This is a genomic window from Peptoniphilus grossensis ph5, assembly GCF_000311825.1.
Classification (GTDB): Bacteria; Bacillota; Clostridia; order Tissierellales; family Peptoniphilaceae; genus Peptoniphilus_A; species Peptoniphilus_A hominis.
Window position 1 is genome coordinate 147,411 of sequence record NZ_HE978568.1, and the last position, 26,033, is coordinate 173,443.

The 26,033-nt window shown below is 34.1% G+C and carries 36 protein-coding genes, 1 pseudogene and 1 CRISPR repeat array; of the genes and pseudogenes, 4 read left to right on the forward strand and 33 right to left on the reverse strand.

Annotated features, from left to right (window positions below; genetic code table 11):
* The 26 genes from HGPG_RS07875 to HGPG_RS07995 form a co-directional block, all read right to left on the reverse strand.
* Positions 1-1,131 carry a phage major capsid protein gene (locus HGPG_RS07875; protein ID WP_019125526.1) on the reverse strand — a complete coding sequence of 377 codons (1,131 nt, stop codon included), beginning with the start codon at positions 1,129-1,131 and terminating at the stop codon, positions 1-3.
* A gap of 16 nt (positions 1,132-1,147) precedes the next feature.
* Complete coding sequence (locus HGPG_RS07880) at positions 1,148-1,831, reverse strand: head maturation protease, ClpP-related (protein ID WP_019125527.1); 684 nt, start codon at positions 1,829-1,831, stop codon at positions 1,148-1,150.
* Positions 1,824-3,059 (reverse strand): phage portal protein, encoded by a 1,236-nt coding sequence (locus HGPG_RS07885; protein ID WP_019125528.1) that lies wholly within the window; start codon positions 3,057-3,059, stop codon positions 1,824-1,826. The genes HGPG_RS07880 and HGPG_RS07885 overlap by 8 nt, the downstream gene beginning before the upstream one ends.
* On the reverse strand, positions 3,046-4,794 hold the full coding sequence (locus HGPG_RS07890; RefSeq protein WP_019125529.1) for a terminase large subunit: 1,749 nt from the start codon (positions 4,792-4,794) through the stop codon (positions 3,046-3,048). The genes HGPG_RS07885 and HGPG_RS07890 overlap by 14 nt, the downstream gene beginning before the upstream one ends.
* A complete protein-coding gene (locus tag HGPG_RS07895) occupies positions 4,787-5,254 on the reverse strand; it encodes a phage terminase small subunit P27 family (RefSeq protein WP_019125530.1) in 468 nt (155 codons plus the stop codon). Before HGPG_RS07895 ends, HGPG_RS07890 begins: the two co-directional genes overlap by 8 nt.
* Positions 5,255-5,553: 299 nt before the next feature.
* A complete protein-coding gene (locus tag HGPG_RS07900; RefSeq protein WP_019125531.1) occupies positions 5,554-6,030 on the reverse strand; it encodes a hypothetical protein in 477 nt (158 codons plus the stop codon).
* A 203-nt stretch (positions 6,031-6,233) separates the two neighbouring features.
* Positions 6,234-6,419 carry a hypothetical protein gene (locus tag HGPG_RS07905; RefSeq protein WP_019125532.1) on the reverse strand — a complete coding sequence of 62 codons (186 nt, stop codon included), beginning with the start codon at positions 6,417-6,419 and terminating at the stop codon, positions 6,234-6,236.
* Entirely contained in the window at positions 6,416-6,835 is a 420-nt protein-coding gene (locus tag HGPG_RS07910) for a hypothetical protein (RefSeq protein WP_019125533.1), read from the reverse strand. The genes HGPG_RS07905 and HGPG_RS07910 overlap by 4 nt, the downstream gene beginning before the upstream one ends.
* A 10-nt stretch (positions 6,836-6,845) precedes the next feature.
* Positions 6,846-7,199, reverse strand: a complete 354-nt coding sequence (locus tag HGPG_RS07915; RefSeq protein WP_019125534.1) for a VRR-NUC domain-containing protein — start codon at positions 7,197-7,199, stop codon at positions 6,846-6,848.
* Positions 7,196-7,981 (reverse strand): hypothetical protein, encoded by a 786-nt coding sequence (locus HGPG_RS07920; RefSeq protein WP_019125535.1) that lies wholly within the window; start codon positions 7,979-7,981, stop codon positions 7,196-7,198. Before HGPG_RS07920 ends, HGPG_RS07915 begins: the two co-directional genes overlap by 4 nt.
* A gap of 12 nt (positions 7,982-7,993) precedes the next feature.
* On the reverse strand, positions 7,994-8,695 hold the full coding sequence (locus HGPG_RS07925; RefSeq protein ID WP_019125536.1) for an MBL fold metallo-hydrolase: 702 nt from the start codon (positions 8,693-8,695) through the stop codon (positions 7,994-7,996).
* A complete protein-coding gene (locus HGPG_RS07930) occupies positions 8,685-8,891 on the reverse strand; it encodes a hypothetical protein (RefSeq protein ID WP_019125537.1) in 207 nt (68 codons plus the stop codon). Before HGPG_RS07930 ends, HGPG_RS07925 begins: the two co-directional genes overlap by 11 nt.
* 13 nt (positions 8,892-8,904) lie before the next feature.
* Positions 8,905-9,723, reverse strand: coding sequence for a phage-derived integrase/recombinase RecT (locus HGPG_RS07935; RefSeq protein WP_019125538.1), 819 nt, complete (start codon positions 9,721-9,723; stop codon positions 8,905-8,907).
* On the reverse strand, positions 9,720-10,103 hold the full coding sequence (locus HGPG_RS07940; RefSeq protein ID WP_036731997.1) for a nucleoside triphosphate pyrophosphohydrolase family protein: 384 nt from the start codon (positions 10,101-10,103) through the stop codon (positions 9,720-9,722). The genes HGPG_RS07935 and HGPG_RS07940 overlap by 4 nt, the downstream gene beginning before the upstream one ends.
* Before the next feature lie 204 nt (positions 10,104-10,307).
* On the reverse strand, positions 10,308-10,745 hold the full coding sequence (locus HGPG_RS07945) for a single-stranded DNA-binding protein (RefSeq protein WP_019125540.1): 438 nt from the start codon (positions 10,743-10,745) through the stop codon (positions 10,308-10,310).
* Positions 10,742-10,906, reverse strand: a complete 165-nt coding sequence (locus HGPG_RS10255) for a hypothetical protein (RefSeq protein WP_019125541.1) — start codon at positions 10,904-10,906, stop codon at positions 10,742-10,744. The genes HGPG_RS07945 and HGPG_RS10255 overlap by 4 nt, the downstream gene beginning before the upstream one ends.
* Positions 10,903-11,247: a hypothetical protein gene (locus tag HGPG_RS07950; protein WP_019125542.1), complete on the reverse strand. Its 345-nt coding sequence runs from the start codon at positions 11,245-11,247 to the stop codon at positions 10,903-10,905. Before HGPG_RS07950 ends, HGPG_RS10255 begins: the two co-directional genes overlap by 4 nt.
* Positions 11,244-11,426 (reverse strand): hypothetical protein, encoded by a 183-nt coding sequence (locus HGPG_RS07955; protein ID WP_019125543.1) that lies wholly within the window; start codon positions 11,424-11,426, stop codon positions 11,244-11,246. Before HGPG_RS07955 ends, HGPG_RS07950 begins: the two co-directional genes overlap by 4 nt.
* Positions 11,419-13,221: an AAA family ATPase gene (locus tag HGPG_RS07960; protein ID WP_019125544.1), complete on the reverse strand. Its 1,803-nt coding sequence runs from the start codon at positions 13,219-13,221 to the stop codon at positions 11,419-11,421. The genes HGPG_RS07955 and HGPG_RS07960 overlap by 8 nt, the downstream gene beginning before the upstream one ends.
* Positions 13,212-13,505, reverse strand: coding sequence for a hypothetical protein (locus HGPG_RS07965; RefSeq protein ID WP_019125545.1), 294 nt, complete (start codon positions 13,503-13,505; stop codon positions 13,212-13,214). The genes HGPG_RS07960 and HGPG_RS07965 overlap by 10 nt, the downstream gene beginning before the upstream one ends.
* A 98-nt stretch (positions 13,506-13,603) precedes the next feature.
* Complete coding sequence (locus HGPG_RS07970) at positions 13,604-13,816, reverse strand: hypothetical protein (RefSeq protein WP_154645509.1); 213 nt, start codon at positions 13,814-13,816, stop codon at positions 13,604-13,606.
* 175 nt (positions 13,817-13,991) lie between these two features.
* Positions 13,992-14,630 carry a DNA methyltransferase family protein gene (locus tag HGPG_RS07975; protein ID WP_019125548.1) on the reverse strand — a complete coding sequence of 213 codons (639 nt, stop codon included), beginning with the start codon at positions 14,628-14,630 and terminating at the stop codon, positions 13,992-13,994.
* Positions 14,605-14,763 carry a hypothetical protein gene (locus tag HGPG_RS10260; RefSeq protein ID WP_019125549.1) on the reverse strand — a complete coding sequence of 53 codons (159 nt, stop codon included), beginning with the start codon at positions 14,761-14,763 and terminating at the stop codon, positions 14,605-14,607. The genes HGPG_RS07975 and HGPG_RS10260 overlap by 26 nt, the downstream gene beginning before the upstream one ends.
* Position 14,764: 1 nt before the next feature.
* Positions 14,765-15,529, reverse strand: a complete 765-nt coding sequence (locus tag HGPG_RS07980; protein WP_019125550.1) for a phage antirepressor KilAC domain-containing protein — start codon at positions 15,527-15,529, stop codon at positions 14,765-14,767.
* A 5-nt stretch (positions 15,530-15,534) separates the two neighbouring features.
* Positions 15,535-15,807 carry a hypothetical protein gene (locus HGPG_RS07985; RefSeq protein WP_019125551.1) on the reverse strand — a complete coding sequence of 91 codons (273 nt, stop codon included), beginning with the start codon at positions 15,805-15,807 and terminating at the stop codon, positions 15,535-15,537.
* Between the two features lie 345 nt (positions 15,808-16,152).
* Positions 16,153-16,335 carry a hypothetical protein gene (locus HGPG_RS07995; RefSeq protein WP_019125553.1) on the reverse strand — a complete coding sequence of 61 codons (183 nt, stop codon included), beginning with the start codon at positions 16,333-16,335 and terminating at the stop codon, positions 16,153-16,155.
* A gap of 71 nt (positions 16,336-16,406) precedes the next feature.
* Between HGPG_RS07995 and HGPG_RS10705 the strand changes: the two genes are divergently transcribed.
* Complete coding sequence (locus HGPG_RS10705; RefSeq protein ID WP_390621714.1) at positions 16,407-16,505, forward strand: hypothetical protein; 99 nt, start codon at positions 16,407-16,409, stop codon at positions 16,503-16,505.
* 125 nt (positions 16,506-16,630) lie between these two features.
* On the opposite strand, the gene HGPG_RS08005 is transcribed toward HGPG_RS10705, so the two are convergent.
* Complete coding sequence (locus HGPG_RS08005; RefSeq protein ID WP_019125555.1) at positions 16,631-16,855, reverse strand: helix-turn-helix domain-containing protein; 225 nt, start codon at positions 16,853-16,855, stop codon at positions 16,631-16,633.
* 163 nt (positions 16,856-17,018) lie between these two features.
* Between HGPG_RS08005 and HGPG_RS08010 the strand changes: the two genes are divergently transcribed.
* The 3 genes and pseudogenes from HGPG_RS08010 to HGPG_RS10710 form a co-directional block, all read left to right on the forward strand.
* Positions 17,019-17,636 (forward strand): LexA family protein, encoded by a 618-nt coding sequence (locus HGPG_RS08010; RefSeq protein ID WP_019125556.1) that lies wholly within the window; start codon positions 17,019-17,021, stop codon positions 17,634-17,636.
* Positions 17,637-17,685: 49 nt separating this feature from the next.
* Positions 17,686-17,997, forward strand: a complete 312-nt coding sequence (locus HGPG_RS08015) for a hypothetical protein (protein WP_019125557.1) — start codon at positions 17,686-17,688, stop codon at positions 17,995-17,997.
* Positions 17,998-18,105: 108 nt separating this feature from the next.
* Positions 18,106-18,933: pseudogene (locus HGPG_RS10710) on the forward strand (recombinase family protein); the annotation flags it as partial.
* 671 nt (positions 18,934-19,604) lie between these two features.
* A CRISPR array of direct repeats spans positions 19,605-20,240; the repeat unit is 32 nt; unit sequence ATTTCAATCCACGCACCCACGAGGGGTGCGAC.
* A 130-nt stretch (positions 20,241-20,370) separates the two neighbouring features.
* On the opposite strand, the gene cas2 reads toward HGPG_RS10710, so the two are convergent.
* From cas2 to cas5c, 6 genes are read right to left on the reverse strand one after another with little or no spacing between them, the layout of a single operon-like run.
* Entirely contained in the window at positions 20,371-20,664 is a 294-nt protein-coding gene (cas2, locus tag HGPG_RS08020) for a CRISPR-associated endonuclease Cas2 (protein ID WP_019125558.1), read from the reverse strand.
* A 1-nt stretch (position 20,665) separates the two neighbouring features.
* A complete protein-coding gene (gene cas1c / locus HGPG_RS08025; RefSeq protein ID WP_019125559.1) occupies positions 20,666-21,697 on the reverse strand; it encodes a type I-C CRISPR-associated endonuclease Cas1c in 1,032 nt (343 codons plus the stop codon).
* Positions 21,694-22,347: a CRISPR-associated protein Cas4 gene (gene cas4 / locus HGPG_RS08030; RefSeq protein ID WP_019125560.1), complete on the reverse strand. Its 654-nt coding sequence runs from the start codon at positions 22,345-22,347 to the stop codon at positions 21,694-21,696. Before cas4 ends, cas1c begins: the two co-directional genes overlap by 4 nt.
* Before the next feature lies 1 nt (position 22,348).
* Positions 22,349-23,203: a type I-C CRISPR-associated protein Cas7/Csd2 gene (gene cas7c / locus HGPG_RS08035; RefSeq protein WP_019125561.1), complete on the reverse strand. Its 855-nt coding sequence runs from the start codon at positions 23,201-23,203 to the stop codon at positions 22,349-22,351.
* Positions 23,196-25,130: a type I-C CRISPR-associated protein Cas8c/Csd1 gene (gene cas8c / locus HGPG_RS08040; RefSeq protein WP_019125562.1), complete on the reverse strand. Its 1,935-nt coding sequence runs from the start codon at positions 25,128-25,130 to the stop codon at positions 23,196-23,198. The genes cas7c and cas8c overlap by 8 nt, the downstream gene beginning before the upstream one ends.
* Positions 25,131-25,144: 14 nt before the next feature.
* The gene (gene cas5c / locus HGPG_RS08045; protein WP_019125563.1) at positions 25,145-25,849 is read right to left on the reverse strand and encodes a type I-C CRISPR-associated protein Cas5c; all 705 of its coding nucleotides are present in this window, start codon (positions 25,847-25,849) and stop codon (positions 25,145-25,147) included.
* Positions 25,850-26,033: the final 184 nt, after the last annotated feature.

Genomic DNA, 26,033 nt, shown 5'->3' on the forward strand with positions numbered 1-26,033 from the left:
TTAGGCAACTGTAGTTTCTGGGATTGTTAGGTAGATAACTGCTTCGTCGTCAACTACTTTTACGTCAAATCTTTCAATTGCTCTTAGTAGAGTTGCATTTTTTGTAAATCCAGCTTCAGTGGATCTTGCAATTTCTACTCCCTTTCTGTCGTAGAAGTTAACAAATTCCGCAAAATCGCCGATGTAGAAAGGGTATTTCTTAGCATCTTGTGGTAGTAACTCATCAGCTAATACAACAATTCTCTTGCCTTTAAATAGCTTTTGAGTAGGTTGTGTCAAATCAGTAGTTAAGATTGGTCTCTTGTTGCCATCTTCTAACTTGTCAAGGTAGTCAAAACCTGATTGATTTGTAACAATTACTGTTGTGTTAGCAATTGCAGGATCTAACTTAACATTTAGGATTGTCTTGATGTCCTTGTAGTCCTTACCAGCAACTTTAGTCTTAGCAGTCTTTAAAAGTTCTAAGATTTTTGCATTTTCTGTGTTTACAGATTTTGTTGTAAAGTTGTTTCCGATGATTTCAATAAGTGGGAATGTTGTATCTTCTAAAAGTGTGTTAGATACTGGGATAATATCTCCGTAGTCCTTAACTTCCCAAGATTGTTGAGCAAATGTAAGGTCAGTTTGTCCGATTTCTGATAATTCGTCAAACTCAACTAGCTTGCCTTTTTGGTCTTTAGCTACTGGAAATTTACCAGACATAGTAGTTACTGGCACTACATTACATAGGTCTTTAAGAGACACCTTGTTTCTTCTAAATTCCTTTAGTGTTTTTCCTTGTTCTTCTGGTACTAAGTATCCACCTTTTTCTGGATTGTGTTCGATTTGACCAGTAGATGCAAGATTATATACTTCCATTTCTGCATCTGTTACAGGTTTGCCCATAACAAGCTTGTTAAATACCTTGTTTACATCAATTTTAGCCTTAGGAGTTCCTACTTCTTTGCCATTTTCCACGATGTTTTTAAATTCTTCTTTTTCTTCTTCAAGTGCTAGATCAAGTTCTTTTCTTGCTTGATTTAAAAGTTCGATTTTTGCGTGTGCTTCGTCGACTTTTCCTTGCTCTTGTAGAGCTTTCATATCGTTTTTGATATTTACGATTTTGTTTTTAATTTCTACGCTTTTTAACATTTTTTACCTCTTTTCTTTAGTTCATCGCCATAGTGATTTCAATTTCTTTAAGCTTTCTTTCTTCTTCATCATCATCGTCTGTGTTTTTAATCAATTCCTTTGGAGTGTGCTTGTAGTTTAAGACGGATGTTCCAAAGTCATTTTTCACAGTTGATGCGTTTGTAACCTGGATATTAAAAATCTCACTTGCAGATTTGCCAGTGAGCCAAGTTTCTTTGTTTATTAAATTGTTTATATCTTCTTCTGTCTTACCTTCAACAGCTTTACTCATGTAGGTTTCTACAAGCCCCTTTTGGAGTTCGTCTAAGGTGTCTGCCCATTTTAAAAGGTCATCAGAATTACCCATGATTCCAACCATAGGCTTATGAATCATTAAGTAAGCATTTGATGGAATTTCAATTTCGTCACATCCAAAGGCTATAATCGATGCGGCAGATGCTGCAAGTCCATCTATGATGGCTTTTGTGTGTCCCTCGTGTCTTTGTAGCATGTTGCTTATTGCCATACCTGCAAAGAGATCACCACCACCAGATGATATAACTACATCGATGTTTTTCTTGGCATCTTTTAAAAGGTCTCTTATATCCTGTGGGTAGGTTTCTACCTCATCACCCCAAGACCAACCTTTCCAAGCATCGTCAACTATATCACCACTTACAAAAATTGTAGTTTTGTCTGCATCATTTCTAACTTTAATCACTTTTCTCACCACCTTTCTTGTAAGCTTTTCCTATATCATCAATTGGCACATAAGTACCATTAACCATAAGGACATCTCCACCATCAATCTTTGGCATACCAGAGTAAGCCCTTGCTTCGTTTGGAGTATAAATTCCACCACTTACATACTTTTGCAGAGCCTCTGCTTGTGATTTCAAGTCTCCTCTTAGAATAGTCGCTACGTTAAATTCAGTGTGTACTCCCTTATTGATTTCATCTTCAAATAAAAGTTTGTAGTCAAATTCTTCTTCGTATTTTTTGAGGATAACTAGGAGTGTGTCAATTAAAAAAGTCAAGTTTTGCATCTCTGATGAGTTGTAACTTGACTTGTCATAGTTATTTAATTGGTTTGGTTTTATTCCAAATGCGGCGGCTATTTGTAAGCCTGTAAACTTCCTAAGTTCAAAAAATTGTGCATCTGTAAGTTTGATGTCTAGTGGAGTAAGTTTCATTCCTAGTGGTATTGGCACTATGTTCCCGTTGTCCTTATCCCTTACAAATTCTGTTATAGTCCTTACAAGTTCCTTTTTCTTTTCCTTGTTAAGTTCCCCAGTGTATTCAAGGATTGCATTGGCAGTAAGCCCTCTTGAGTATAAGTCATTGAGATACTTTTGTGCTTCTATGGATCCCCTTATAGTCCCTGCAAGTTCCTCTGCAATTGATGTTCCCACTATTCCATCTCGTGACAGTCCACCCTTTAAGTGGATAATTTCCTTGTCTTGATAGTAGTAGTCTCTACCCTTATCAGTGTATTTGTAATAATACTTGGTCACTTGACTTATGATATGTCCATCGTCAACAACTACTTTAACCTTTCTAGGGTCTAGTGGATGGAGTGCCACTCTTTTATTGTCCCTTGTTTCTATCAATGCATAGGCATTTCCATAGTGGTTTCGGTTAAATTCCATAAGCGTTTTAAAGTCTGTGGGACTCATAAAGGGATTAGGTCTTACTTTTAAGAGATAGTTTATATCGCTATCAGTAATTTTTATTCCCTCTCCATCCTTAAGGTGGATTGATAACTTACCTATGGACTCACTAAGGATCTTTAGGCAAATGTAATAAGTTATTTCTGATGTATTTGCCTTTGTGATTAGACTTTCGATGTTTTCCCCTGTGCTGATGTTTATGGTTTCCCAGCCATCAGACTCATTTTTCCAACTAAAGGTGTTTTTAACTGCTCTTCCAAAGTTTTTAATTATTCCCATCTTCTTCACCGCCTTTCTCATCGACTCTCATGATTTCAAGCCATTCTTCTATGTCTGTTTCTGCGTTATATCTCTCAGTATTATCTATCGCCATTGCTAACTTCCAAGCATCTATGACAGCATCTACACAGTCAATCCTTGCTGTGTTAGTCTCTTTCATGACCTTAATTTCTCCAAAGGAGTTTTGCGTTGTCTTGGCATTAGCAAAGGACCATTTAAGTAGGTCATTATGCTTATAATACTTAACTTGTAGGGCTTGGATAGATAGTTGCAAGTCCACAGTGGCATCATTTAAGGACTTGGCAGATTGGACTATCTCCACTAAGTCACAGTTTAAAAAGTCTAAGTCAGCTAAAAAGGCATTGGCATTATGGCCATCATAACCACAGGCTGTTATTACTAAGTTATAGTCCTCAATTAGCTTTTTTAAGTGACTGATTATATATTTATAGTCTGTTTTTAGTCCAAAAACACCCTCAGTTAAGGTCAAGTAACCTTGTCTTGCCCACATTCTGTAAGGTGCTTCGTCTGTTTTCTCGTGTTCCTCTAGCCTTAAAATCGGCATGAAAGAGTGAGAATAAACATAGTAATAGTCTCCAAATTTAAAGACTAAGGCTATTGAGGTTAAGTCTCCACCAGATGACAAATCGATTCCAAGTATGCACTCTTGACCCTTAAAATCTTCTAGGGTTAAGTCGGATTCACACTCTTTAAACTTATCTAAGTCAACATATCCTGCTCCAGAATACTTAACCCAAACATTTAAGGACTTGGTCAAAAAGTTTATTAACTCTTGACCGCCTTTTTCCTTGGCATCTATGGCCTTTTCAGACATATCCTTAACCTTTTCCATGTTGTAGGTATTGTCCTCATTCCATAGTAAGAGTGGATTGGCCTTTGCCCAGTTCTTATAGTCCCAGATGTCATCATCTTCGTCCATCTCTGCAATGTAGATAAATAGGGATTCCTTTTCTACTACACCAGATAGGACTTTCTTTGCAAGCTCGTATTGTTCATAACAAGGACTATTGATATTAAAACCTGCCGTTGTTATAGCTAAGGTTAGTGGACTTCCCACGCTTATTTGACCATCAAGCATAAGCTTATACATTTGATTGTTAGGGTGAGCATGGTATTCATCGATTATGGCCAAGATTGACCTAAAACCATCCGCAGACTTGGTATCTCTACCAACTGACTTGATTTCAGTCCCTGTTATCTTTGATGTAATTGTTCTTTCATGTCGTCTAATTCTGTATAGCTCAGCTAGTTCCTCGTCTGCAATTATAAATTTTTCTACTTCGTCCCAAACAATGTTAGCTTGGTCTTGCTTAGTAGCTGCACAGTAGATTTTACCCTTTTGGTAACCTGAGAAAGTAGCACGATTATTGATTTCAGTTCCTGACAAAAAGGACTTGCCATTTTGTCTGCCCATTTGTACATAGGCTTCTCTAAATCTTAACTTCTTGCTTCGCTTTTTTCTCCAGCCGTGTAGGGATCCAATTATAAAATTTTGGAAACCCCTTGTTTTTAACTTGGCAGGTTCCATTCCCTCTAGGATAGTGAGTTCATTGGCTATGTTTATGGCTCTTTCGGATAGTTCGACATCCCAAATATAGTCAAAATCTTTTCTCTCTAGGTCCCTTAAGTGCCTTTTACAGCAGTCAATTTCAGCTTGTCCCTTTAAGACTTTACCGCTGACTACTAGCTTGGCATATTCTGTAACTCTATCCATCTAAATACCTGAGGTACTTGTTAGTCTCGCTTTCTTCTTTCTTAGGGACAATTAATTTAAGTCTATCAGTTGTCGCAAGTCCTAACTTACTGGAGCAAGTCATTATTTGCTTGATGATCTTATCCTGAGCATTTATGAGAGGAGATATTTTATTGTCTTCAGTGACATACCTGTATGACTCCTCAGCTTTTTGGATCTCCTCTGTAACTTCCAAATACTGTGAATAAGCGTTGCAGTATATGGCAAGTATGGATAGGTCAAGGTTATCAAGTGTATCAATTTTACTTGCTTCTTCTACCACTCGTGTAAATTCCAATTTTGCAGTTTCTGAAAGATAGGCAGGTGCTTTAAGATTTTTGTTATCCAGTTTAATTTTGTTTTCTTGTTCCTGTCTCTCTTTTATTTTTTCTTTTCCAATTTTTCCAGTCGATGTTGCAGTCGTCTTTCTTGGTCTCGCCATAATTTCACCACCTTTCACACTTAGTCCGGTTATTTCAAAAATACCAGACTATAAAAATTCTTAGTCCGGTATTTTCCATTTATCTCGTTTTAATCTCGTTTTAATTTTGGTTTATTTATGGTTTATTTATGGTTATTTCACACGATTATTTAAGTTTTAACCCTTGAAATATAGCCATTCTATTTTTGTTTTAATTTGGTTTACTTTCGATTGCTCTCGTTTCAAACAAAAAAAGATAAACCATTTTATTGTTTATCTTTTAGTAATGTATAATTTAATTTTTTAGCAGCTTAAAATTTTTAGTTTCTGGCATTTTCTCGCGAGAAGAATCGGGCGCTGGTCTTTGAGACCTCGCCTAAAACTTTCTGACCCACCCCCGTGCCATTTTTATTTATTTCGAATAATAATTGTTGAGTTTTCTTTTTTGTGTCCTCATCTCTGTTATATAGTGCGTGTATCTCTTGATGACTCCTATCCGTCAGCCAAAAAAGATTACCAACATCATAAGCCCTGGACAAATCATCAGCCACCTCAATGATGTGGTGTGCCAACCTACCCTCAACAATCTTACCAGTCTTGTAGTAGATCCATAAGTCAATACCATTAGCCTTGGACTTACACACATCCTTAACAACACTCCAACGCTTATCAGTGTACACGCTGTGGTTATCACGACTGTACTTGTCATAAGACTTATGATACTTACTCATGCAATCCTTACACATCTTGTCAGTAATAGGAATTGCCTTCCCACACTTACAAAGTTTCTTTAACATACCAGCTTCCCACCCTAGCCTAATCAAGTGTATGTAGTTTCCCAACACATAACATAGTATATGTTAACCTTAGAAAGATAAGAACATGAAATATTTTAAATGGCAATCCGTTCGCTCGTGCAATCTATATTAATAATAAGGAGGTGATTACTTATCTTTCTATCTCCACTTTAAACTATATCACAGCTTGACGGTCAAAAAGGTCACATCTTTTTACACTGCCTTTCTAACTCCTCTAAAAGAGCGTCAGGATCTAAATCCGTAATCGATACAAAATATTCTGACTTAATAAATCTCTTTATCTCTGCTCTCATCTTAGGATAATTTTTATAATCGTATACTGCCCTCTTAATAATTGCAGACACTAATAGTTCGGGATGTTCAATCATTTAAACACCTCTGGATTCTTCGCCTTAAACTCCAGTAGTGCATGGCCATGTATGTTTTTTATATAGCCATAATTATAGTTGTAGTCTGCCGCTATCTCCATTAAGCTCATGTCTCGTAGATAATGATTGACTAAGACTATTCTGTGAATTGGATTCTCTACCTTATCAATCTGTGAATTTATTCTTTTCTTTAAATCAACCAACTCATCAATCTTTTTGTCTATCTCTCTTTCCATGTCAGTGATTTTATCTACCCAGTCTGAAAAATTGAGACCACCAGAGCTTTGGACCCTCTCCTTAGTGTCCAAGCTCCCAATACTTAAAGCACGTGCCCTCAAATCTTCCTTCAATTTCAGCTTGCTGTCAATCTCATTTTCCAAGTGTCTAACCTGCGATAAGTAGTCTTTTGGTCTCATCTTCCAACTCCTAACCCCAAAGAGGTATCTCCAAAATATTAAAGGCATCTTCAACAGACCTTGCAACACCAGTCAAAATTGGAAACTTTCTGTAAATCCTGAAATATTCTTTTTGGTCTTCGCTTAATTGTCCTTTAGCATTTTTAACCTCTATAGAAACAAACTTCCCGTCTTTCTTTCTAAATCCAATAAGATCTGGAGTTCCGTTCGGGAATGTACGAACCCATCTAGCATTTTTCCCATATCCAATTTTAAAAACTCCAGTCGTAGTATTATAAATCGATGCATAGGGAGCAATCGCTGACCTTATCAAGTCCTGTACTTCTTTTTCAGATTGCTCTTCTCCAAATAAGTTTTTACTCATATCTCAACCCCCAATCTTTTAAAACCTTCCTTTTGCTTTCTCATTGCCATGTCTTCTAGTTCATCACTTGTGTAATTATCCGTTATTTGCTCAAAATTCTTAAAAGTATTCTTGTTTACTTCTTCGTAAGTTTTATATTCATCATCAAATACTTTCTTTATAAACTTCTTGCCCAGCTTGTTAAAATCAATGTTTTTCTTTAAATAATCGCTCTCTTTAATTTTCACTATAAGCTTATCGAGATCATCAAGACTATTAGACTTCAAAAATTTCTTGATCTGTGATGATGATACTTTTTTATCCACCAGGTTATTAATTTTATTAAGTCGTTTTTCTATATCATCATCATTATTATCATTATTATCATTATTATCATTATTGTTTATGTGCCTCTGTGATGCTTCCGTGATGCTTCTCTGGTGCTTCCGTGATGCTTTTGCTGGTGCCTCATCTTGATATAAGCTGTAATTTACAATGGTTATAGTAGTCGCTTTTCGTGGTGCAATTTCTAGCCCTATCTTGTCATCTTCTTGGAGCAACTCAAGAAACCTTTTTACCTTTTTATTTGACCAGCCCCACCTGTCACATAGCTTTTTTATAGAGGTTATACGCTGGCCTCGTTTAACTTCTATCAATTCTCCGTTAAATAGTATTTTACTATCTTCATGATTGGCCATAAGCAACAAGTCCACCCAGGCTTGTCCCCTAGAAAAAGGCTTGTCTTTCCAAAGCCAATCATCTTCAATTTTTCTATGGACACTTATCCAGCCTTGGCTTGCCATACTTATCACCACCTAGCAAATTTCTACAGCTACACCTGTAAGTTCTTGCAGTCTCTCTTTAATAAGTTTCGCATCAGAATTAGCATCTGATAAATGCAAAACATATATCTTTTTAAGCCTTGATAAATCACTTCTTTCCAGCAAATTAATAGCGGTGTCTAAAGACATATGATTCTTTTTAATTCTCTCTCTTAGTTTGTCATTTAAACCTGGATTGTCATTAATAGTTTCTTTGTCATAATTAACTTCCATCATAAAATAATCTGGACTAAAACTATAAATAGAATATTGAGTGTCTGTTATAAAAACTAACTCTTCTTTTGCTAAGATGTCGCAAATTAAGAATCCCACTGGCTCTTTAGCATCGTGAATTGTCTTGAAAGGTTTGACAATAAAACTCCCAATATCTACATCAAAATAAGAATCTCCAAAGTTTTTAAAACCCTTGACTCTATGACTATCAAGCTTCAAAGCTTCCTTTGTACCTTTAGTCATATATATGTTTACTCCAGCCTTTATCAAATTCTTACAAGCTTTTGAGTGGTCTCCATGCTCATGACTTACCAAAACACCGTCAATATCCGTAGTCTTAAAATTAAGTGCTTCCTGGATTTTTTTATAAGGGATACCACACTCAATCAAGAGTGTAGTATCCTCATTACTTATCTTGTAACAGTTGCCAGAACTACCACTGGCTATGACTTCAATCTTCATCTTTAAATACCTGACATTCGATTTGGAAAGTTATCCTACGCATAATATTTTCTACGCTTGACTTAGATAAATTTTCATAGAGTGTAACTGTGTAGTCTTTATTTTCCACAATTATGTCATATTTACCATCGGAGTTTTCTAGTGCATAAACTGTATCAGGGTTAAATAAAATTCCAAGTGATCCACTTACTATCATTTTCTATTCCCCCTTAAAATGGTGCCTTTACATCATCTTCAATAATTTCTCCAGTTTCTGGATTAACTTCAATAGTTTCTTCTTCCTCGTCTGGATTTGTCATTTCAAGCATAGCGTTGTTTTCTGTGGCTCTTAAAACTTCTCTGTCTTCCTCTTCCTTAACTGCATCCTGGAACTCTGTTGTCAAAACTCCATACTTGCTCAAAAGTTTTTTAATTACTGTTTTTTGTCCCATTTCATCAAATTGTTTTTTCCATGGGCTATATTTACTTCCGTAAGATTGAGAGTATCTTTCAGCGTGTTCTGTAACTTCGTCCTTTGTCATATAAATAGCTTTTTCATATCCATTTAAGAGTTGGAAGTAAGCAAAGTAACCCATAACTTTATCAGACTTAGGCTCTCCGATTATTTCAAAGGTGCCTCTTAAAAAGTCTCTTTTAACTTCCATACCCTCGTACAAAATTCCAGCGTTTAAGGCCTTATATTGTCCGCTTCTTTGTGCCATTTGGATATATCCCTTATAGCCGATTTGGAATTGAGGCCTTGTTGTTCCTTTGCTGTTGTATGGCACTATATAGGCGTAGCCAAGATTTTTATTAATAGGCAAATTAAGAGTAGCTGCTTTTAGTGCCTCCATAACAACCTCTTTAGGGTTACAATCTTGCAAAGAAGTATCGCCATTGTATAGGTCAATAATCGATGCTAAAAACCTGTCTTTATTTTCCTTTAAAGCATCAGCAAATAAGTTTTGCATACCTTGGTTTTTAAGCAAATTCTTCATTTGGTTTACTGGACTTAATGCCCTATTTTCTTGCTTTTGTATGTTTGTCATTTTAAATCTCCTTTTAAATCTTCCTGTTTCATGAAAACTCCGTTTATAGTTTTTCCTTTTCTATCCTTGATTTTTTCGTAAGCTCTAGCTAGGCAGTCGACTGGATCCATTTCTAATTGCTCGCATAAAATAATCAGAGTTACAAAAATATCGCCCATTTCTAAAATCATCTTATCTGCTAATTCACAAAGATAAGAATTATCATCAATTTCTCCATAACCGTTGTTAAAGCTAAATTCATCTTTATATAAAGTCCACTCATCTCTAAATTCGAAGACCTCTTCCATAAATTTTAAAAACTGTTTTTCTGCAATATCTGCGTGGAGTAAATCTTTATCCTTTGCCCAATCAAGGACCTTTTCTCCTAATTCCTCAAATATAGTATTTTCACTAAATTTAATATGATCTAGGCTATCTATAATCAAATCAAAATTTTTAGGATAATTCTCTACATCTTTTATACGCAGATTGTAAACTTCAGCATGTCTGCTATCACTTTTATAAGTTCTAGCTTTAACCTCTGCTTCTGGATCACAATAAATTAATTTCATTATTAAATCTTTAACTTTCATCTTCCTGCCTCCTTAAAATGGTATATCGTCATTATCTACTGGGAAAAAACCTTCGTCACTATAACCATCAGCATCAGAATTACTATTTTGGTAATTTTCGCCACCAGAATTATTATTTTTAGATCCTACAAAAGTGATGCTATTAACTAAAACATCAGTTGTATAAATAGTCCTTCCGTCTTTTTCGTAGCTTCCAGTTTGGATTCTTCCCTCTACTGCAATTTGGCTTCCCTTGCTGTGATAATTTGCAATTACTTCGGCAGTTTTACCAAAGGCTGTGCATGAGATAAAGTCAGCTGTAGGTTGGTTATTTCTTTCAGCTTCTTCTCTTTTGTCTTTGCTTAGTTTTCTATCTACTGCAACTGTAAACTTTAAAATAGCCATTCCTGACTTGCTATATTTAAGCTCTGGATCTCTCACTAATCTTCCAATTAAATTTACGCTGTTCATTCTTCCACCTCAACAATTCCTCTATATTCGTATGTTGTTAAATATCCTGTGTTATTTTTCCTCTTTTCTCTAAGGAATTTTTCTGCTTTTTCTTTACTGTCAAAATAAAATTTATTTTCTGGGTATGTGTCAAAATACTTAATCACTAAATGTTTTTTCATTCTTCTTCGTCCTCCTCATCTAACATATCTATTTGATTACTTTTCACTTTTTCCAAGACAACAACACCGTCATCAATTTTAAATTCCATGCCTTGGTATGCATCGCCACCGTCTAGGCTTGATTTCTTTTGTAGATTAGTGCCTATCTTGTAGTTAAAAGCTGGCATCTTATAAACTGTCTCTTCTTTATGTTCATATACAGTTCCTATTTTTAATTTAAGAGTTATGTCGCCTTGCTCAAATTCTCCAGCAGCTATTTTCTTTGCTACATGGATAATTGATGCGTTTAAACTCATCTGCATTTCTTCAAATTTTTCATCTTGTAAACTAAATACTCTCATTCTTCCACCTCAAAAACCTCTGGATAAAACCTGCTTCCACACTTTAAAATTTTGTCTATGTCTTCTTTTTCATCTTGACCATAGCCTGTCCCGATGTAATACTTAACTTCATATCCATTGAAGACTTTTATAATTCCGATGTTACCGCTGTACCACCAAGCACCTAAAACCTTAATCAACTTTAAGCTCCTTATCCTTGCTAACTACTAACCTTACTAACTGCGTATCTGTTTTGATTAACTCGTTTACACTTTCTGCGTTGTCTATAAATATTGGCACTTTTAAATCAAGCTTGTCTGACAAGCTATTAATTACATCAAGACCTGCGTTTATCTTTGCGGCATTGTTTAAGTCACTGTAAGGCACTCCTTTAAAAGTAGCTTCGCAAGTTTCTGTAATTCCGCCATTTATTTGATTTTCAAAAAGCTTAAATTTTACCAGGTCAAAACTGTCATTAATTTTGTCGCTTACTAGGTCTACATAAGCCTTTGTGTACTCTTCGCAAAGATAAATAATTCTTTGTTGTTCTTCGTATAATTTGGCAAGTTCTTTTTCTCGAGACTCCAACTCTTTAATTCTTTCATCAATCTTTTCGTTTTGTCCTTGTAGAGATAATTTTTTGTTTATTTCTTCCAAATCTGCGTTTAAGGAGTCTTTCTTTTCTAGTAAGTCCTTTTTATTGTCTAAAGAAAAATCACTTAATTTTGCCTTAGCCTCGTCAAGCTCCTTGTCAATTTCTTGTAGTCTAATAGGTTCAGTTGGCAGGTCTTCTTCCTTATATTCTTTTACCTCATAGATTGCTATAAGTTTTTCGCTCTCTTCAATTTTTATCTTTAAATCTTTCGCTTTTTCTTCTATGTTTGTTAACTTTTCAGATTTTTTCTTGTTGAAGTTAGCCATCGTTTTCTCTATTTGGTCTGGTAATAGGTCTTGACCGCAAGTTGGACACTTAAAGTCTCCTTGATACTGTTCTTTGTGGACTTCTTGCCATTCTTCCCTAGCCTTTTCAACTAGATCTTTAAGCTTTTCTATATTCTTTTTCGCTTCTTCAAGTGCTAATTTATCGTGTTCTTTTTCAAGCAATACATTTTTATTTTTTAGATTTATTTCAAAGCATTTGTTTTGATACTTTTCTGCTAGGTCAGACTTTTCTTTTTGTAACGCAGTAATTTTTTCTGTTATCTCAGTCATGCCCTCTGCCATTTTCGATGCATCTGCAAGCTTTTCGTCAATCTCTTTTATTGCTGGAAGTGTGCTTCTCTTTCTAAACTCTAAGGCATCAAAATCTATATCGTGGATCTTTGACTTGTCTAATTCGTCAATTCTTGCTGGTATAGACTCAATGTCCTTGTTTATTTTCCTGGCACTATCCTTGGCGATTTTCTTTAATTCATCAACTGTATAAGTTTCAAGGTCTAAGTCTTCTAAGTCCTTATTCTTTGCGATAATATCCTCTGGCTTTACATCTTCTATAAGGCTTAAAAGTATTTCTCTTCTTTCTGTCTTTACCAAAAATTGGTTAAAGTACAGTGGATTTGAAAGCAAGTTGAAATTATCTTCAGACAACACACTTTCAATTCTTTCGTTGTACTCTTTTTTCTTAACTGGGACAGCGTTGATATAGTAGTCAGTAGTGTGTCCAGTAAATTCTGCCTGTGTAGATCCACGCTTCTTAGTCCAGACTTCTTTATAGATTTTTTTAAGCGTAAGATCTGTGTCGTCAAAGACAAAATCTCCTTCAACTACTGATTCTAAGTTGTGGACTTCCTCTCCATTTTTGTCATAAGGCTTTATTGCAAAGTCTTTTCTGTTAAGGCTGTCCTTATCCCAAAGTAACCAGGAATAAGCATCGAAGATTGTTGTCTTGCCTACTGCGTTGTCCCCATAAATATTAGCTGTGTCCTTAAAGTCTATTGTTAAGTCTTTAATTCCCTTGAAGTTTTTAAGCTTTAAAGTTTTGATTTTTATTTGCATGATAAACCTCCGTCAAATAGAGACTTAAAGGCTGCAAAGTCCTTTAACATGACTTCTGTCATATAACTTACTAAGAATTTTTTAAAGATTTGTGCGTCAATAGGATTGTTACAAAGTTTGTTTTCTCCAACATTTTTTTTCATTAAATCGCCAGTTATTATGCTTGCATTTAAGATTAAACGTAAATCATTTTTTACTTCTTCTTCTTTTTCGTGCATCAATGCATCTGCGTAAGTTTTAAACAATTTTCCATCTTCAGTTTCAAAACATTCTATTTTTTTCATTTTTCTAACTCCTTGTGATATACTAAGAGCAAATATTAATTTATTTTAGTCCTTGAGTTTTAGCCGACCTGGGACTTTTTTCTTGCTCTTTTTCATTCTTACTTCCTCTTTAAATACTTATTTTTTACATACTTTAAAAATTTCCCATAATCGTGGAAAACTTTAACTCCAAACTCTTTGCGATAAGCTTCCCTTTCATCTTCCAGAAATTTTCTATAATCTTGTATTTCAAAATCTTCTCCATCGGCAATATTATTTTTCTCAAAAAATGCTCTTAAAATTCCTGTCGCAGTTCTTATATTTGCTTTCAATTTCATCACCTCACCAAAAACTTAAAAAAACTATCAATTACTTCCACGCCTGCGTATAAAAACCAAAATACAAATTTAATTGAAATCAAACTTATAAAGTATAAGGCTTTCGCAAGGATCAGTATTCCTATAAATCTTCTGATTAATAAAAATAAGTTAAATCTGTTAACCTTTATCATTTTTTAAACCTCCATAAATCCCAAATATAAGTTGGTGTGTACCAAATAGACATTGTCTCTAAAGTTAAAGCATCTTGATTTTTAACTATCGCAGGGATCCCCAGTAAACTAAGTTGTATATAAGTCATGTGGACTGCCTTGATGTCTAAGTCTCCGCATATAACAAGTAATTGCTTTTGTGGGTTTAAGCCTTGCCTTAGCATGGCTCTTACAAGTCCTATGATGGTAACTCCGCCACCAACCGCAGGGTCAGTCACTGTCATATAACCTTTTTCTTTTATTTCTTTGTCGTCAAATGCTACATTTGCCAATAAATCTGCAAGATTTAAAGGTGTAAAGACTTGACCTGTCCACTTATTGCCTAACTCCAATTCCATAAAGACTCTACCTAATACGTCTTGCGGCTCTTTTGATAGCTCCAGGACTACAAGGCCCATGATGTCGGATATTTTCCAGATTTGCTCTGGACTGTAAGTCTTTATGATGTCGAGATACCTTTTCTCTCTTTCTGCTGCTTGGTCTTTATCGCAAGCATTACTAATTGATATTGCCACGACTTCTAAAAAATCTTTATAGACTTGCCATAAATCTCTGGTAGATGCTAACTCCCTAAACTGCTTGATTATTTCTTTCATTTTCTTTTTCAAAATCCTTTAAAAATGCTCTAGCAAGTATTCTTCCTAATTCGGGCATTACATTTATTTCTTCTGATTTATCTTCTTCGATTTTTTTGACTTCCAATGTTTTCTTGTCCATAGTTATTTTCATGTCACCCACCTAAAAACTTGTTGGTAAAGTAAATCTGTCCCTTACCAGTCATCTTGGTAGTTGTAGTTGTCCTTGTGCTTCCGTCTGGGTTGTTAATTACTCTTACCTTAGTTTCAAAAAGTCCTTGTTCCATAGATCTTTGTGTAGGCTGATTTCTTCTTTCTCCGCCCTTACATAAATAACCTTGGTCTCTCAGTAAAGCAAATAACCTATTTTGCCCCATGTTTGGTAGACCATTTTGTTTTAACCTCTTGGCAAATTCGCCTATAAGAATTGAGTTCTCAGCAACTTCGCAAGAGTCAGAAAATAAAACTTTAGGTCTGTTTCTTTCGTTTTCTGCTTCGGCTGCAATTCTTCTTTGCTTTTCCTCTTTTAGAGTCGTTGCAAGTTGTATCAAATAGTCTGGGTCTGTAAGAGTTCTTTCAATGACAGTTTCCGTCATGTACGCTCCATGTTTTCTGATTGTTGGTAGCACTTCTGATGTAACCCAATCAGCAAATCTTTCTGCCTCAGGTTTTCTGCTTTGGAAAATCAATTTATATAAGTTTGATTCATTTATAAAATTCGCTTGTTGTCTTCTTCCGATTGAATCTATGACGTCAGTAGTACTGACACCATCTTCATTAAGTCTTGTTTTAGCCATTCTTGGATTGTTAATCTCTAAAACCCTACATACATCGTTTAAATTGAAATAAGGCTCATCATTTATAATCGATGTTCTTACTTGTCCAAACTCTCTATTTTCAAAAATTCTTAAATCATTCATTTCATTCACCTACTTTCTATTTTTATAAGTTGTCGTATTATGGTCTGCAAATAAATCAAGCAAAGATTAAATAAAAACTGGGCATTTATATCTCCTAATAACTGCCTAGCATAATCAGGATCATAATTCGATTTTTCAATAAGCCTTATTCTTCTTTCAAACTCTTCAATATTTGGCATATTAAAGACTTGTAAAAAAATCCCAGACATAAATTCATCTTTTAAATTTTTATTGATTTTTTCTATAGCATCCTTAATTTCTTCTCTTTCTTTTTCCACGTCCTCACCTCTCCTTTATTTGCTATAATCTCCATAAGGAGATGATTTTTTTGAATTATTCTGAAATTGTTTTAAGTCCTCATCAAAAACAAATACTTAAATATCTGTCTAAGAACCCCAACTCACAATTAGAACAATTCGATGACAAAGATATAGACTTTCTAGTTAAATTGCACTTCATAAAGCAAGAACTTGCTTACAAAGGTTCGTTAGAAACCATCCTTTTGTATTCCTTAGATCCCCAAGCCTACAACTACTCTTTATTTGCTAAAAGAGATGTCTTAAGAACTTGGTATCCCTCCATAATTTCAACCCTATCTTTAATTCTTTCTGTAATTGCTATACTTAGGACTTTGTAACAGTAATCAAAGCTATAAGCGATATTAATAAAGACGCTAAAGATATAATTGGAGTGTAAGTTTCTAAATCCATCCACAAAAAAGGATATTTGATGTCTATAGCAACTATCAGTCCATGTTTTTTTATCAGCTCTCTCAAAGGGAGCTTTCTTTCATCTTCTAACTTCATTTCTTTCACCTTCCTTTTATCTGCTCATCTTTACTGGCAAAGATTTTCAAGGAAATCTGACTCAAAAACTGATTCATGTAAATCAGCTAAATATGAATTTAATTTCAATGAATTCGAGTAATTCTGAGAAGCCAAAGAAATCAATTGGATTCTTAGGAGAAATTTATTAAACTCTATAAGCATTTCTATTTTTTGATCCATTTGCTCCATCAAGTGGATCATTTCTATTTCGCTTTTCATATTTCGCCTTCCTTTTATTTTCTACCGTTTTTCGGTAGTCTTGGGTCAAAAAAAATTACTCGTCGTAATTTCCGTCATTGACAATTGGTATCTCTACAATTGCTGGGTTTATTTTATAAATCTCAGTACACAAATAGTCAAAATCAATGGCTTTAATAGGTACTAAGCCTCTTTCCCAACAACTTATAGTTTTAGAACTTTTCCCAATTTTTTCAGCTGTATCACTTAAAGATAAGCCTGCATTTACTCTAGCCGCCCTTAAAGTTATTGTATTTGTCATGTAATCACTTCCTTTCTCACTGCGTTGAACTTATTATACTACCTGTTTTCGGTAGTGTCAACTCTTTTTCGGTAGTTTTTTTCTTTTTTTATTACTTTCTCGTTGTTCTTCTTACCTAAAAATGGTATTATATAGGTAAGAAATCGGAAAGGAGGTATGAAAAATGTTAGAAAATAGGAATGATATTCTTGTAAAAAATCTTTTATTTTATCTTGATAGGTTAGGTTTAACACAAACGGAATTTGCAAGGGAACTTGGTTATCCAGAGACCACTGTTTCTAATTGGTTTAACAAAAACACCTATCCAAGACCTGATAAAATACAAGAAATGGCAAATTATTTTGGAGTAAGAAGGACTGATCTTACTGAAAACAATGATGAACAACAAGCTCCACTTAAAAATGCCAAATCAATCCCTATTATTGGCACTATTGCCGCTGGATCCCCTCTCTTAGCAGAGGAAAATATAGTCGACTACTTTCTCATAGATAGTAGAGTTGATGCAGACTTTGGTTTAACTGTTAAGGGCGAAAGTATGATAAATGCAAATATATTTGACGGAGATATTGTTTTTATCAGAAAGCAACCTACTTTAGAAAATGGAGAAATTGGAGCAATCCTTTTAGAGAATGAAGCGACCTTAAAAAGGTTTAGCAAAACTGATGGAAGTGTAATCTTACAAGCTGAAAATCCAAACATGACTGATTGGCCTAGAGTTTACACAAATGGGAATATACAAGTGCTAGGCAAACTAGTAGGTGTATATAGTAAAAAAAATTAGGGAGTGCAGTGCGCAAGCACTCTCTAATTAATATGTATGGAGGTATACTATGGGACTATTTAAAAGCAGTGAAGAAAAAGAATTAGAAAGACAACAAAAAGACATTGAAAAACTAGAAAACTTTATGAAATATTATGGTTTAGAAGGTTTAAACAACGATGACAGAGACAATCTTTTAAACCTTGCAAAAGCATCAGATGGTGATGCCTTTTTCCACCTTGGGACTATGTTGTCAGCTAGTGAAACAGATTATCTAAGTCACATGGATCATCAAAACAGTGTAATCATTGACCAAAACTTTTTAATCATCAAACAATTAGACAGATTAAATAAAAACTTAGAAAAATTAATTGAAAAATAAATAAAAAAAAAGAAGGCACCATAAAGCGCCCTCTTTAAAAAAAGTGGTATAAAAATAACACTTTTCCCTGACAGGAATATTATACCACAGAAATGGAGGTATAAAACAATGAAAACTGCTTACGCTTACGCTAGGTTTTCTAGTGGAAATCAAAAAGAAGAGTCTATTGAGGAACAGTTTTATGAAATAAAAAGATACGCAGAGTCCGAAGGAATAATGATTAAAAAATATTACTCCGACGAAGCTATAAGTGGTCTTACAAATGGTAGAGATCAATTCCGAGAAATGATAAATGAAATCTTAAATCATGGAGGAATAGATTATGTCATTGTATATAAAGTAGAAAGGTTTAGTAGAAACAAATATCAATCTGCAATCTATAAAGAAAAGTTATCCCGTAGAGGAGTAAAAGTTTTATATGCTGCCCAAAGACTTTCTGACACCCCAGAAGGTGGGCTTATGGAAGGTATTTTAGAGAGTTTTGCCCAATATTACTCTGAAAATTTAAGCGTAGATACACGACGTGGACAATATTATAATGCCAGGAAGGGCTTATTTAATGGTGGAATCCCACCACTAGGTTACTCTATAGATGACGAGAAAAAATATAAAATTGATCCATACGAAGCTACAATAGTAAAATCAATATTTGATATGTACTTAGATGGTATGTCTCAATCAGAAATAGCCAGAGAACTTAATAAAAAAGGATATAAAACCAACAGAAAGAGAAACTTTGCCCAAACATCTATAAGTGGAATTCTAACCAATAAAAAATATATAGGGATCTATGAGCATGGAAGAATACAACTTAAATATAATGTTACTGGTAAAAGAACCCTTGAAGTTATGCGACCTGATGACCAAGTTGTAGTAAATTATGATGCAATTCCACCTATTATAGACAAGGAAGTTTTTGAGAGGGTACAAAAAATGATAAAAGATAGAGCAAATCAAAAAGCAGTTAGACAACATCACGATTATCCACTAAAGGGGCTTATATACTGCGAGTGTGGTCAAAAGATGTATGGCTATACTGATACAAGATACCCTAGCAATAGCCGATATCGATGTAAAAAATGTAATAATGCTATAAAAAAAGAAGCCTTAGAAAAATATATTATGTCAGTAGCAAGAAATTACATTTTAGATAACGCTGATGTTTTAGTTGACAGAATTGAGCAAGAAACAAAAAAAGCATTAGAGTCGCTAGATACCGACAAAAATGCACTTAAAAAAAGGCTTGATGAAATTGATAAAGAAGAAAATAACTGCGTTGAATATGTAATGTCCTTTGGTGCCAATGACAAAATAAAATCTAAGATAGATGAATTGAATAAAGAAAGAAATGAAATTAACAATTTATTAGCATCTACTGGAGGTCCAATAAACATAAAAAAAGAAATTAGAATTTGGATCAATAAAATTAAAAATGATAACTTAGAATTAAACAAAAAAGAATTTATACAGTTATTGGTTAGAAAGGTTGTAGTTTCAAGGGAGGAAGTGCAAATTTTTTTTAACATATTTGCACGCCCCTCCAACACCAACGCCCCCACGAGGGGTGCGACATGGAATGGTATAAAGAGTGCTACAACATCAACATGATTTCAATCCACGCACCCACGAGGGGTGCGACTTTACAATTATAATAAGCTTAGGGGTCTAATTAGAATTTCAATCCACGCACCCACGAGGGGTGCGACGATTGCTTTTTCTTCTCCGTCATACTCCATGGCATATTTCAATCCACGCACCCACGAGGGGTGCGACTTGAGGAACTTCCTGCAAGATTAGACGAGCTAAAATTTCAATCCACGCACCCACGAGGGGTGCGACGCTAAAAAATACGAGATAAATTCTGATGCTAGGGTGATTTCAATCCACGCACCCACGAGGGGTGCGACATGACCTTACATCTTATGCAAAAAGTGAGGATATAATTTCAATCCACGCACCCACGAGGGGTGCGACTAGTCGATGTAGGCTTTTACAAAGATTTTTCCATTATTTCAATCCACGCACCCACGAGGGGTGCGACCTTTCAGTTCCAAAAAAGCTAGTTCAAGTCCTTTATATTTCAATCCACGCACCCACGAGGGGTGCGACAGATTCCAAACCAACTGATGTTACTAATTATATAATTTCAATCCACGCACCCACGAGGGGTGCGACTTTTTCTGTATACTGTTGCATCTTGTAAATTGTCGTATTTCAATCCACGCACCCACGAGGGGTGCGACTGCATTTTTTAGCCTTTTTCTACTACTAAAAGATACAGCTAATCATTTTTTTAAGAGTTTTGTCTCTTTTTCATTGTTTTATTATGAGTTAGTTACAAGAATTATATGTCCAGCTCTAAATCTCATAATCTTATAAGATTAATAAGTCTTTTTCTGGGTTATAGGAGTCATCTCTTCCAAGAGTTTCCACTCTCCTCTCCCAATTTTTCCCTAAATTGTAAATTCTAATTGAGTCTTTTTTAGGGTCAATTATTTTTTCTAATTTGTTTTTAATAAGAACTAAATCTGCAGGATAAATATTTAGTTCGAAAACAGAATTTTGAACTCTTTGTCCGTAATCTAAACAGACTTTTGCAACCTGCCTTAATCGTCTTTTGCCATCACTTGACACTGTTTCTACATCATAGGTTATTAGTACTTGCATTTTAGCCTCCCATCATAAAAGGTGGATAGGATTCTATATCTCCTCTAAGATACGAATTTAATAACATGGCTTGAACATGGGGAAGTAGCCCTATTTTTATATTTTCTTCTATAAATGGATGATATATTTCTTCTTGTTCTCTTTTGTTCCAATTTTCTAAAACTATTTGTCTGCCATTATCGTTTAAAAGTGTGGCGCCATTTTCTTTTACCTCAAAATGATTCTTGTTTATTCTATTTAAGTTTATCATTGATAGCGTAAATTTATCAACTAGAAAGGCTCTCATTTCTTCTATTAAGTCAAGTGCCATGCTAACCCTTCCCGGCCTATCTGTATGAAAGAACCCTGCATAGGAATCTATACCTACACCTCCAAGGGCTGCCGCAATATTATTTGTAAGTAGTGAATATAGAAAGGATATTAGGGCGTTGAACCTGTCCATTGGAGGTCTTTTGCTTCTATCTATAAAGAAAAAATCTTCACGCTGTTTTATTATTAATTCATCTAAGACCGAAAAGTACTCTCTAGCTATTATTCCTTCTATACCTCTTACACTGTCTTTGTTCTTGCAGTTTTTGATTTCCAGCATTAAAAGTTTTATGGAATTTATAACTTCTTCTAGTCTTTTGACATCAACTTTTTCTTTATTGTCTAACTTTCCTCTTATTAAGATTTTCCTGGAATTATATGCCTTTGCGTAGATTATATTTTTTACAAAATCCAAGGACTCTTCTGACTCTTGCATTTTATATTGTTTCTTCCTTGTGTAAATATTTCCATAAGATGCTCCAAGAACTCTGCCGCAATACTTTCCATAGGGTGTAAAGAAGGTTATGGCTACATTTTCTTCCATACACATTTTCATTAAATCTGGACTCATGCCCATATAATTAAAACAAACTATCTGTTTTAATATGTGGATTGGGTATCTTGCCACTGTTTTTGAATCAAGAGTTATAGAAATGTTTCTTCCTTCTTTTCTAAGATAATAATCTGGATTTGTGACATATAAAGTGTTCAATAGCTTTTTCATAATTCTGCCCCATAAATATAGTTATCAACATTTTTAATTTTTTTCGTTATCCTTGGGCTACACTCATTATAAAGAGAACACATCTTGCAATTCTTATAATTTTCTGCTCTAGGGACTATTTTTTCTTTATAGTACTGGTGCATCTCTTTTGCTGCACTTATTGTTAGTTCTCTTAATTCATTTGCGAACTCAACTTTTTCACGAGTATCTGTTTCATTATAATAAATATATCCATAATCAAGTTTTGTATTGAAATTTTCTTCCACACAAATTGCCTGTGCCATTAACTGGGCATTGTCATAATTATATTTTTTCTTTTTGCCCCTCTTATATTCTATAATAATTGGCTGCCATAAGCCCTTTCTATTATTCAACTCAATTCCCTTATCTGATTTATGAAATTCGATTGCATCTAACCTGCCAGAGAGTCCCAGATTTTTGGAACTCACTGACATTGCTCTTGATATTATTAAGTCTTTTCTCTTTTCTTTTATAAAGGGTTTATCAACTTTTGTATGAATTACTTGACCTTCCGCTGTAAATGAATTTTCCGTCCAAATATTTTCAACATGAATTAGAGCCCACTGTCTCTTACAAAACAAAAAGTGTTGAACTCCACTTAACATTAGGTATTCATCTTCAGCATACATTTTAAATTCCCTTAATATGTTCTACTTTTAATCCCTTTTCTTCATATTCTTTTAGTTTTTCTTGGTCTAGTCTAATATTGTAATCTTCATATTTTACTTTTAAGTCTTCTGCGTTAGGAAGGTCGTACTCTAATAGGTCCTTTATCTTTCCACTTGACACATCTCCAACCTTTGATGAGTGATTAAACCAGAATATGTCTTTGACTTCCATAGAGCCGTCTGGTCTAGCTGACGAAATATCATTAATAAATAAAGTTTTTATACATTCTTTTATAGTTTCCACATCTTTTTCATCGAAGCCAGTTTTTTCTGCAAAGTATGAATTAATGCTTCCATTAACTACATAAACTCCGTGGTCCACAAAGTGCTTTGTTCCCATTGTATCGGCACTTCTTGACTTTCCGGCAGTAGGTTCCATACCACTTATAGATTTAGTTATTTGCATTGTAGTTGTTTCTATTGGCTCAAGAGATTTTGCTATAGAAATACTTACTGGTCCTCTAATTCCAAGAGATCTTTTTTGATAAGTAAAGACTTGACCAAAGGACCTTATATCAATCCATTTTTCATTGGCTCTTTTTTCTACTTCTTCGTCACTATCTTCTTTTTTGAAAACTGAATCAAATCTTTTTTCAAGAGATCTAAAGCCGTCGTCACTTCTGTCTAAGGATTTTACAAAGATGTCGTGACCCATGTCTTGCATCCTATTTCTTAGCTTTCTCTTTAAGCATACATCAGAAATTTCTCCAAATCCTCTATTATCTATTCTTGGCATATTGCCAGTTAGTGGGTCACCATTAGGATTTGCTCCAGAAACTTCAATTGTAAAAATAAAATCTACTTTATTATTAATCATGTTTTTCCCCGCTTTCTCTTGTAGTTTTTTTGTATAAGTAATCTAATTCTTTAATTTGTGCTTGATACCCAAATAAAAATCCTGAGTTTAAAGGTTTATTTGTTTCTACCCCATTAAATTTGTAATTTTCCCCTATAAGTTCAATTACATCTCCAGCTTCTCTTTTTAAAATATTTCTTATTTCTCTAGTTTTTTCATTTGCATGCAACTTAAAATCATAGGGCTTGATTAAATCGCTAAGTCTCATGCTCATAGTTGCAGGTTTATTTAAATAACTTGACCAAAGTTTTTCAGCATTTGTTATTCTTTCGTCATCTTTATTGTAAGTAAAAGCTTCAGTTTTTTCATATATAGCTAGAAGTCTCCCAAATAAATAAGACCTATCTATTTCTTTTTTATCTAACATATTGCTTTTTATTCCCTCCTTTTCCCTCAGAACTGACAAGGCACATAACTTTACTTGTAGCCAAAACTTGTCGTAGTTTAATCGGTTTCTAATATTTATTTCTAAAGCTTGAATAATATTTTTAGGCATATCTCTGCCTTCAATAATCGAAGCTAAAATATTTTTGTATTGATCTGTTACGAATTTCTTTTTTGCTACCTCAAGTCCCTTTTCTCTTTCTACTCCATAAGCTGTTTGTATAAGCATTAATGGGCTTGGCGTATAATTAGTCTTGCCCTTTTCTTTGGTAAATCTGTACCAATGATATTTGTTTTGCCAAGAAACTAAATTTTCCTTTAGCCTTGAACTATCCATCTCTCTAAAATATTTTACAGCTACTCTTCCATTGCTGACTTTGTCAATTATAGCCATATAATATTTAGATTCATTAGAAAATAGAACTTTACCGCTAGTGAAAGACTTGACTATACTTTCTGAAGTTTCATCAGAAATTTTTCTGCCTTCATTTCTATTTCCTTGAGGCAAGTCTTCTCCTGCTATATCAAAAAGTGGTCCCAAATCAATAATTTCAATTTTCTTTGTTGGGTCTAAATCAGTTTTATTCTGAATATCATCGGAAAACCAACTTAGAGCATAGGTAAACTCTCCAAGCCACCTAGCTGTATTATCCCCATCAAGTAAAGACTTTGCCATTTGAATTATTTTTTGGCTAGATTCCTTTCCAATTTTTATAGTTTCATCTGGCTTATCAAATCTGCCTAAAAAATTTTCATTATTTGCAGTAATTTGAGAAATAAGTCTTGCAGAACCTATTAAAGGTTTGTGTTTAAGACATAGAAAATCTTTTTCTCCACTGATGTTGCAAATAATTTCTTCCGTGTCTTTGTCTCTCGCAAAAATGTCCTTGGTGTACTTAATAAATTTTTCTTGCAAATCCTTATTTTCAGAAAGGCTTAAATCTTTTTTCCCATCATAATTTTCAACTGCAAATGTTAAAAACACCTTTGAAAAATCTATTGTAACTTTCTTTGCCTTCTTGTCAGACTTATCCACAAATTCAACATTTTTATCTTTTAGAATTTTATATTCTTTAAATAATTTAGAAAGTATATCTTCGAAAACCTTTTCTTTAATAATGTAGTCGTGGATTATTCTTACAAATTCATCTTCATCATAATTTAACCATGCTTCCTGCTGACTAATGTAAGCTTCAGATTTGTTTGTGTTTTCTTGCATTACATAATCGAAGTTGTCAAAGAGAGGATGGGGTGCAATTCCACTAGATCTTGCAACAGAATCTTCTGTTACAGGGAAAATTACAATATCGCCATCTTCTAAAAATTTTGCATCAACTAATTCACTTTTTTTGTTAATCGTAATCTCAACAATGTTTTTGCCATTGGACTTCATAGAATTGTGATAAATCGGAAGAATTAAACTGGATTTATCATCTAGGTTCCCAACTAAATTATTCTCAAGTCCATAGTTATAAGAATTTAATAAGGCTGTTAAAAAACTCAATATATCACTTCCATTTAATAATCTTCTAATTCTTGGTCCACTGTTCTCGTAACTTTAGCCTCTTTGAAAGAATAATTTGAAACCTCATTTATTATTGGGCACTCTTCAGGTTTTTTAAAAACTATTCTGCCTTTTTTCATATTAATTGGTCCATAAGCTGACTTTAAAGTTTCTCCAGATTTTTCCGGATAAATAAAGCCAACAAACATTAGCCCAAGTCCTAAATCACTTTCATCATAGTAGCCCTTGTCACTTTCATATTCTTCTTCAGATAAATATTCAATGTAGCCTTGGCACTCAGATACACCTAAAAAGATTGGTCTTCTTCCACCTCTTTTTAGAGATCTCTCTGTAATTGCTTCGTGTTTGTTAAAATTTCTATCGCTTTTTAAATCTTCTCTATCTTCATTCCACTCAAAGTGAAACTTAACATAGTAGCAGGGACTAATTAAATAGGTATATGCCGATAAATCGGACTTATAATCCTTTAATAAGAGTCTCATACCCTGTGTGTAGGATTCGATTTTATTCATGACTCTAACTTCGTCAATTACATTTGTAATTGTGGGCTTAAAATAATTTGCATCGATTATACCCTTTAAGGCTTCTCTAGTAGGCGCGGAATAAGAGATCTTTTCTCCCCCGCTCTTACTTTCAGGCGCTGTAAACAATGCTTTAGATCCATAAATTTTTGCGTAAAAATATTTTGATTGATTCAATATTTTCACCTCCTCTTATTTAAATTTTATTTGAAAAATATTTTATGAAAACGAAATCATCTCTTTGTATTTATGTTAATATTTAACTAAAAATTTGTCAATGGTTAAATATTATTTTATTAGTTTTATTTTTCTGTTATAATTAATATGTCAGCTGATGGCTGTGGATTGAAAAATGTTTATA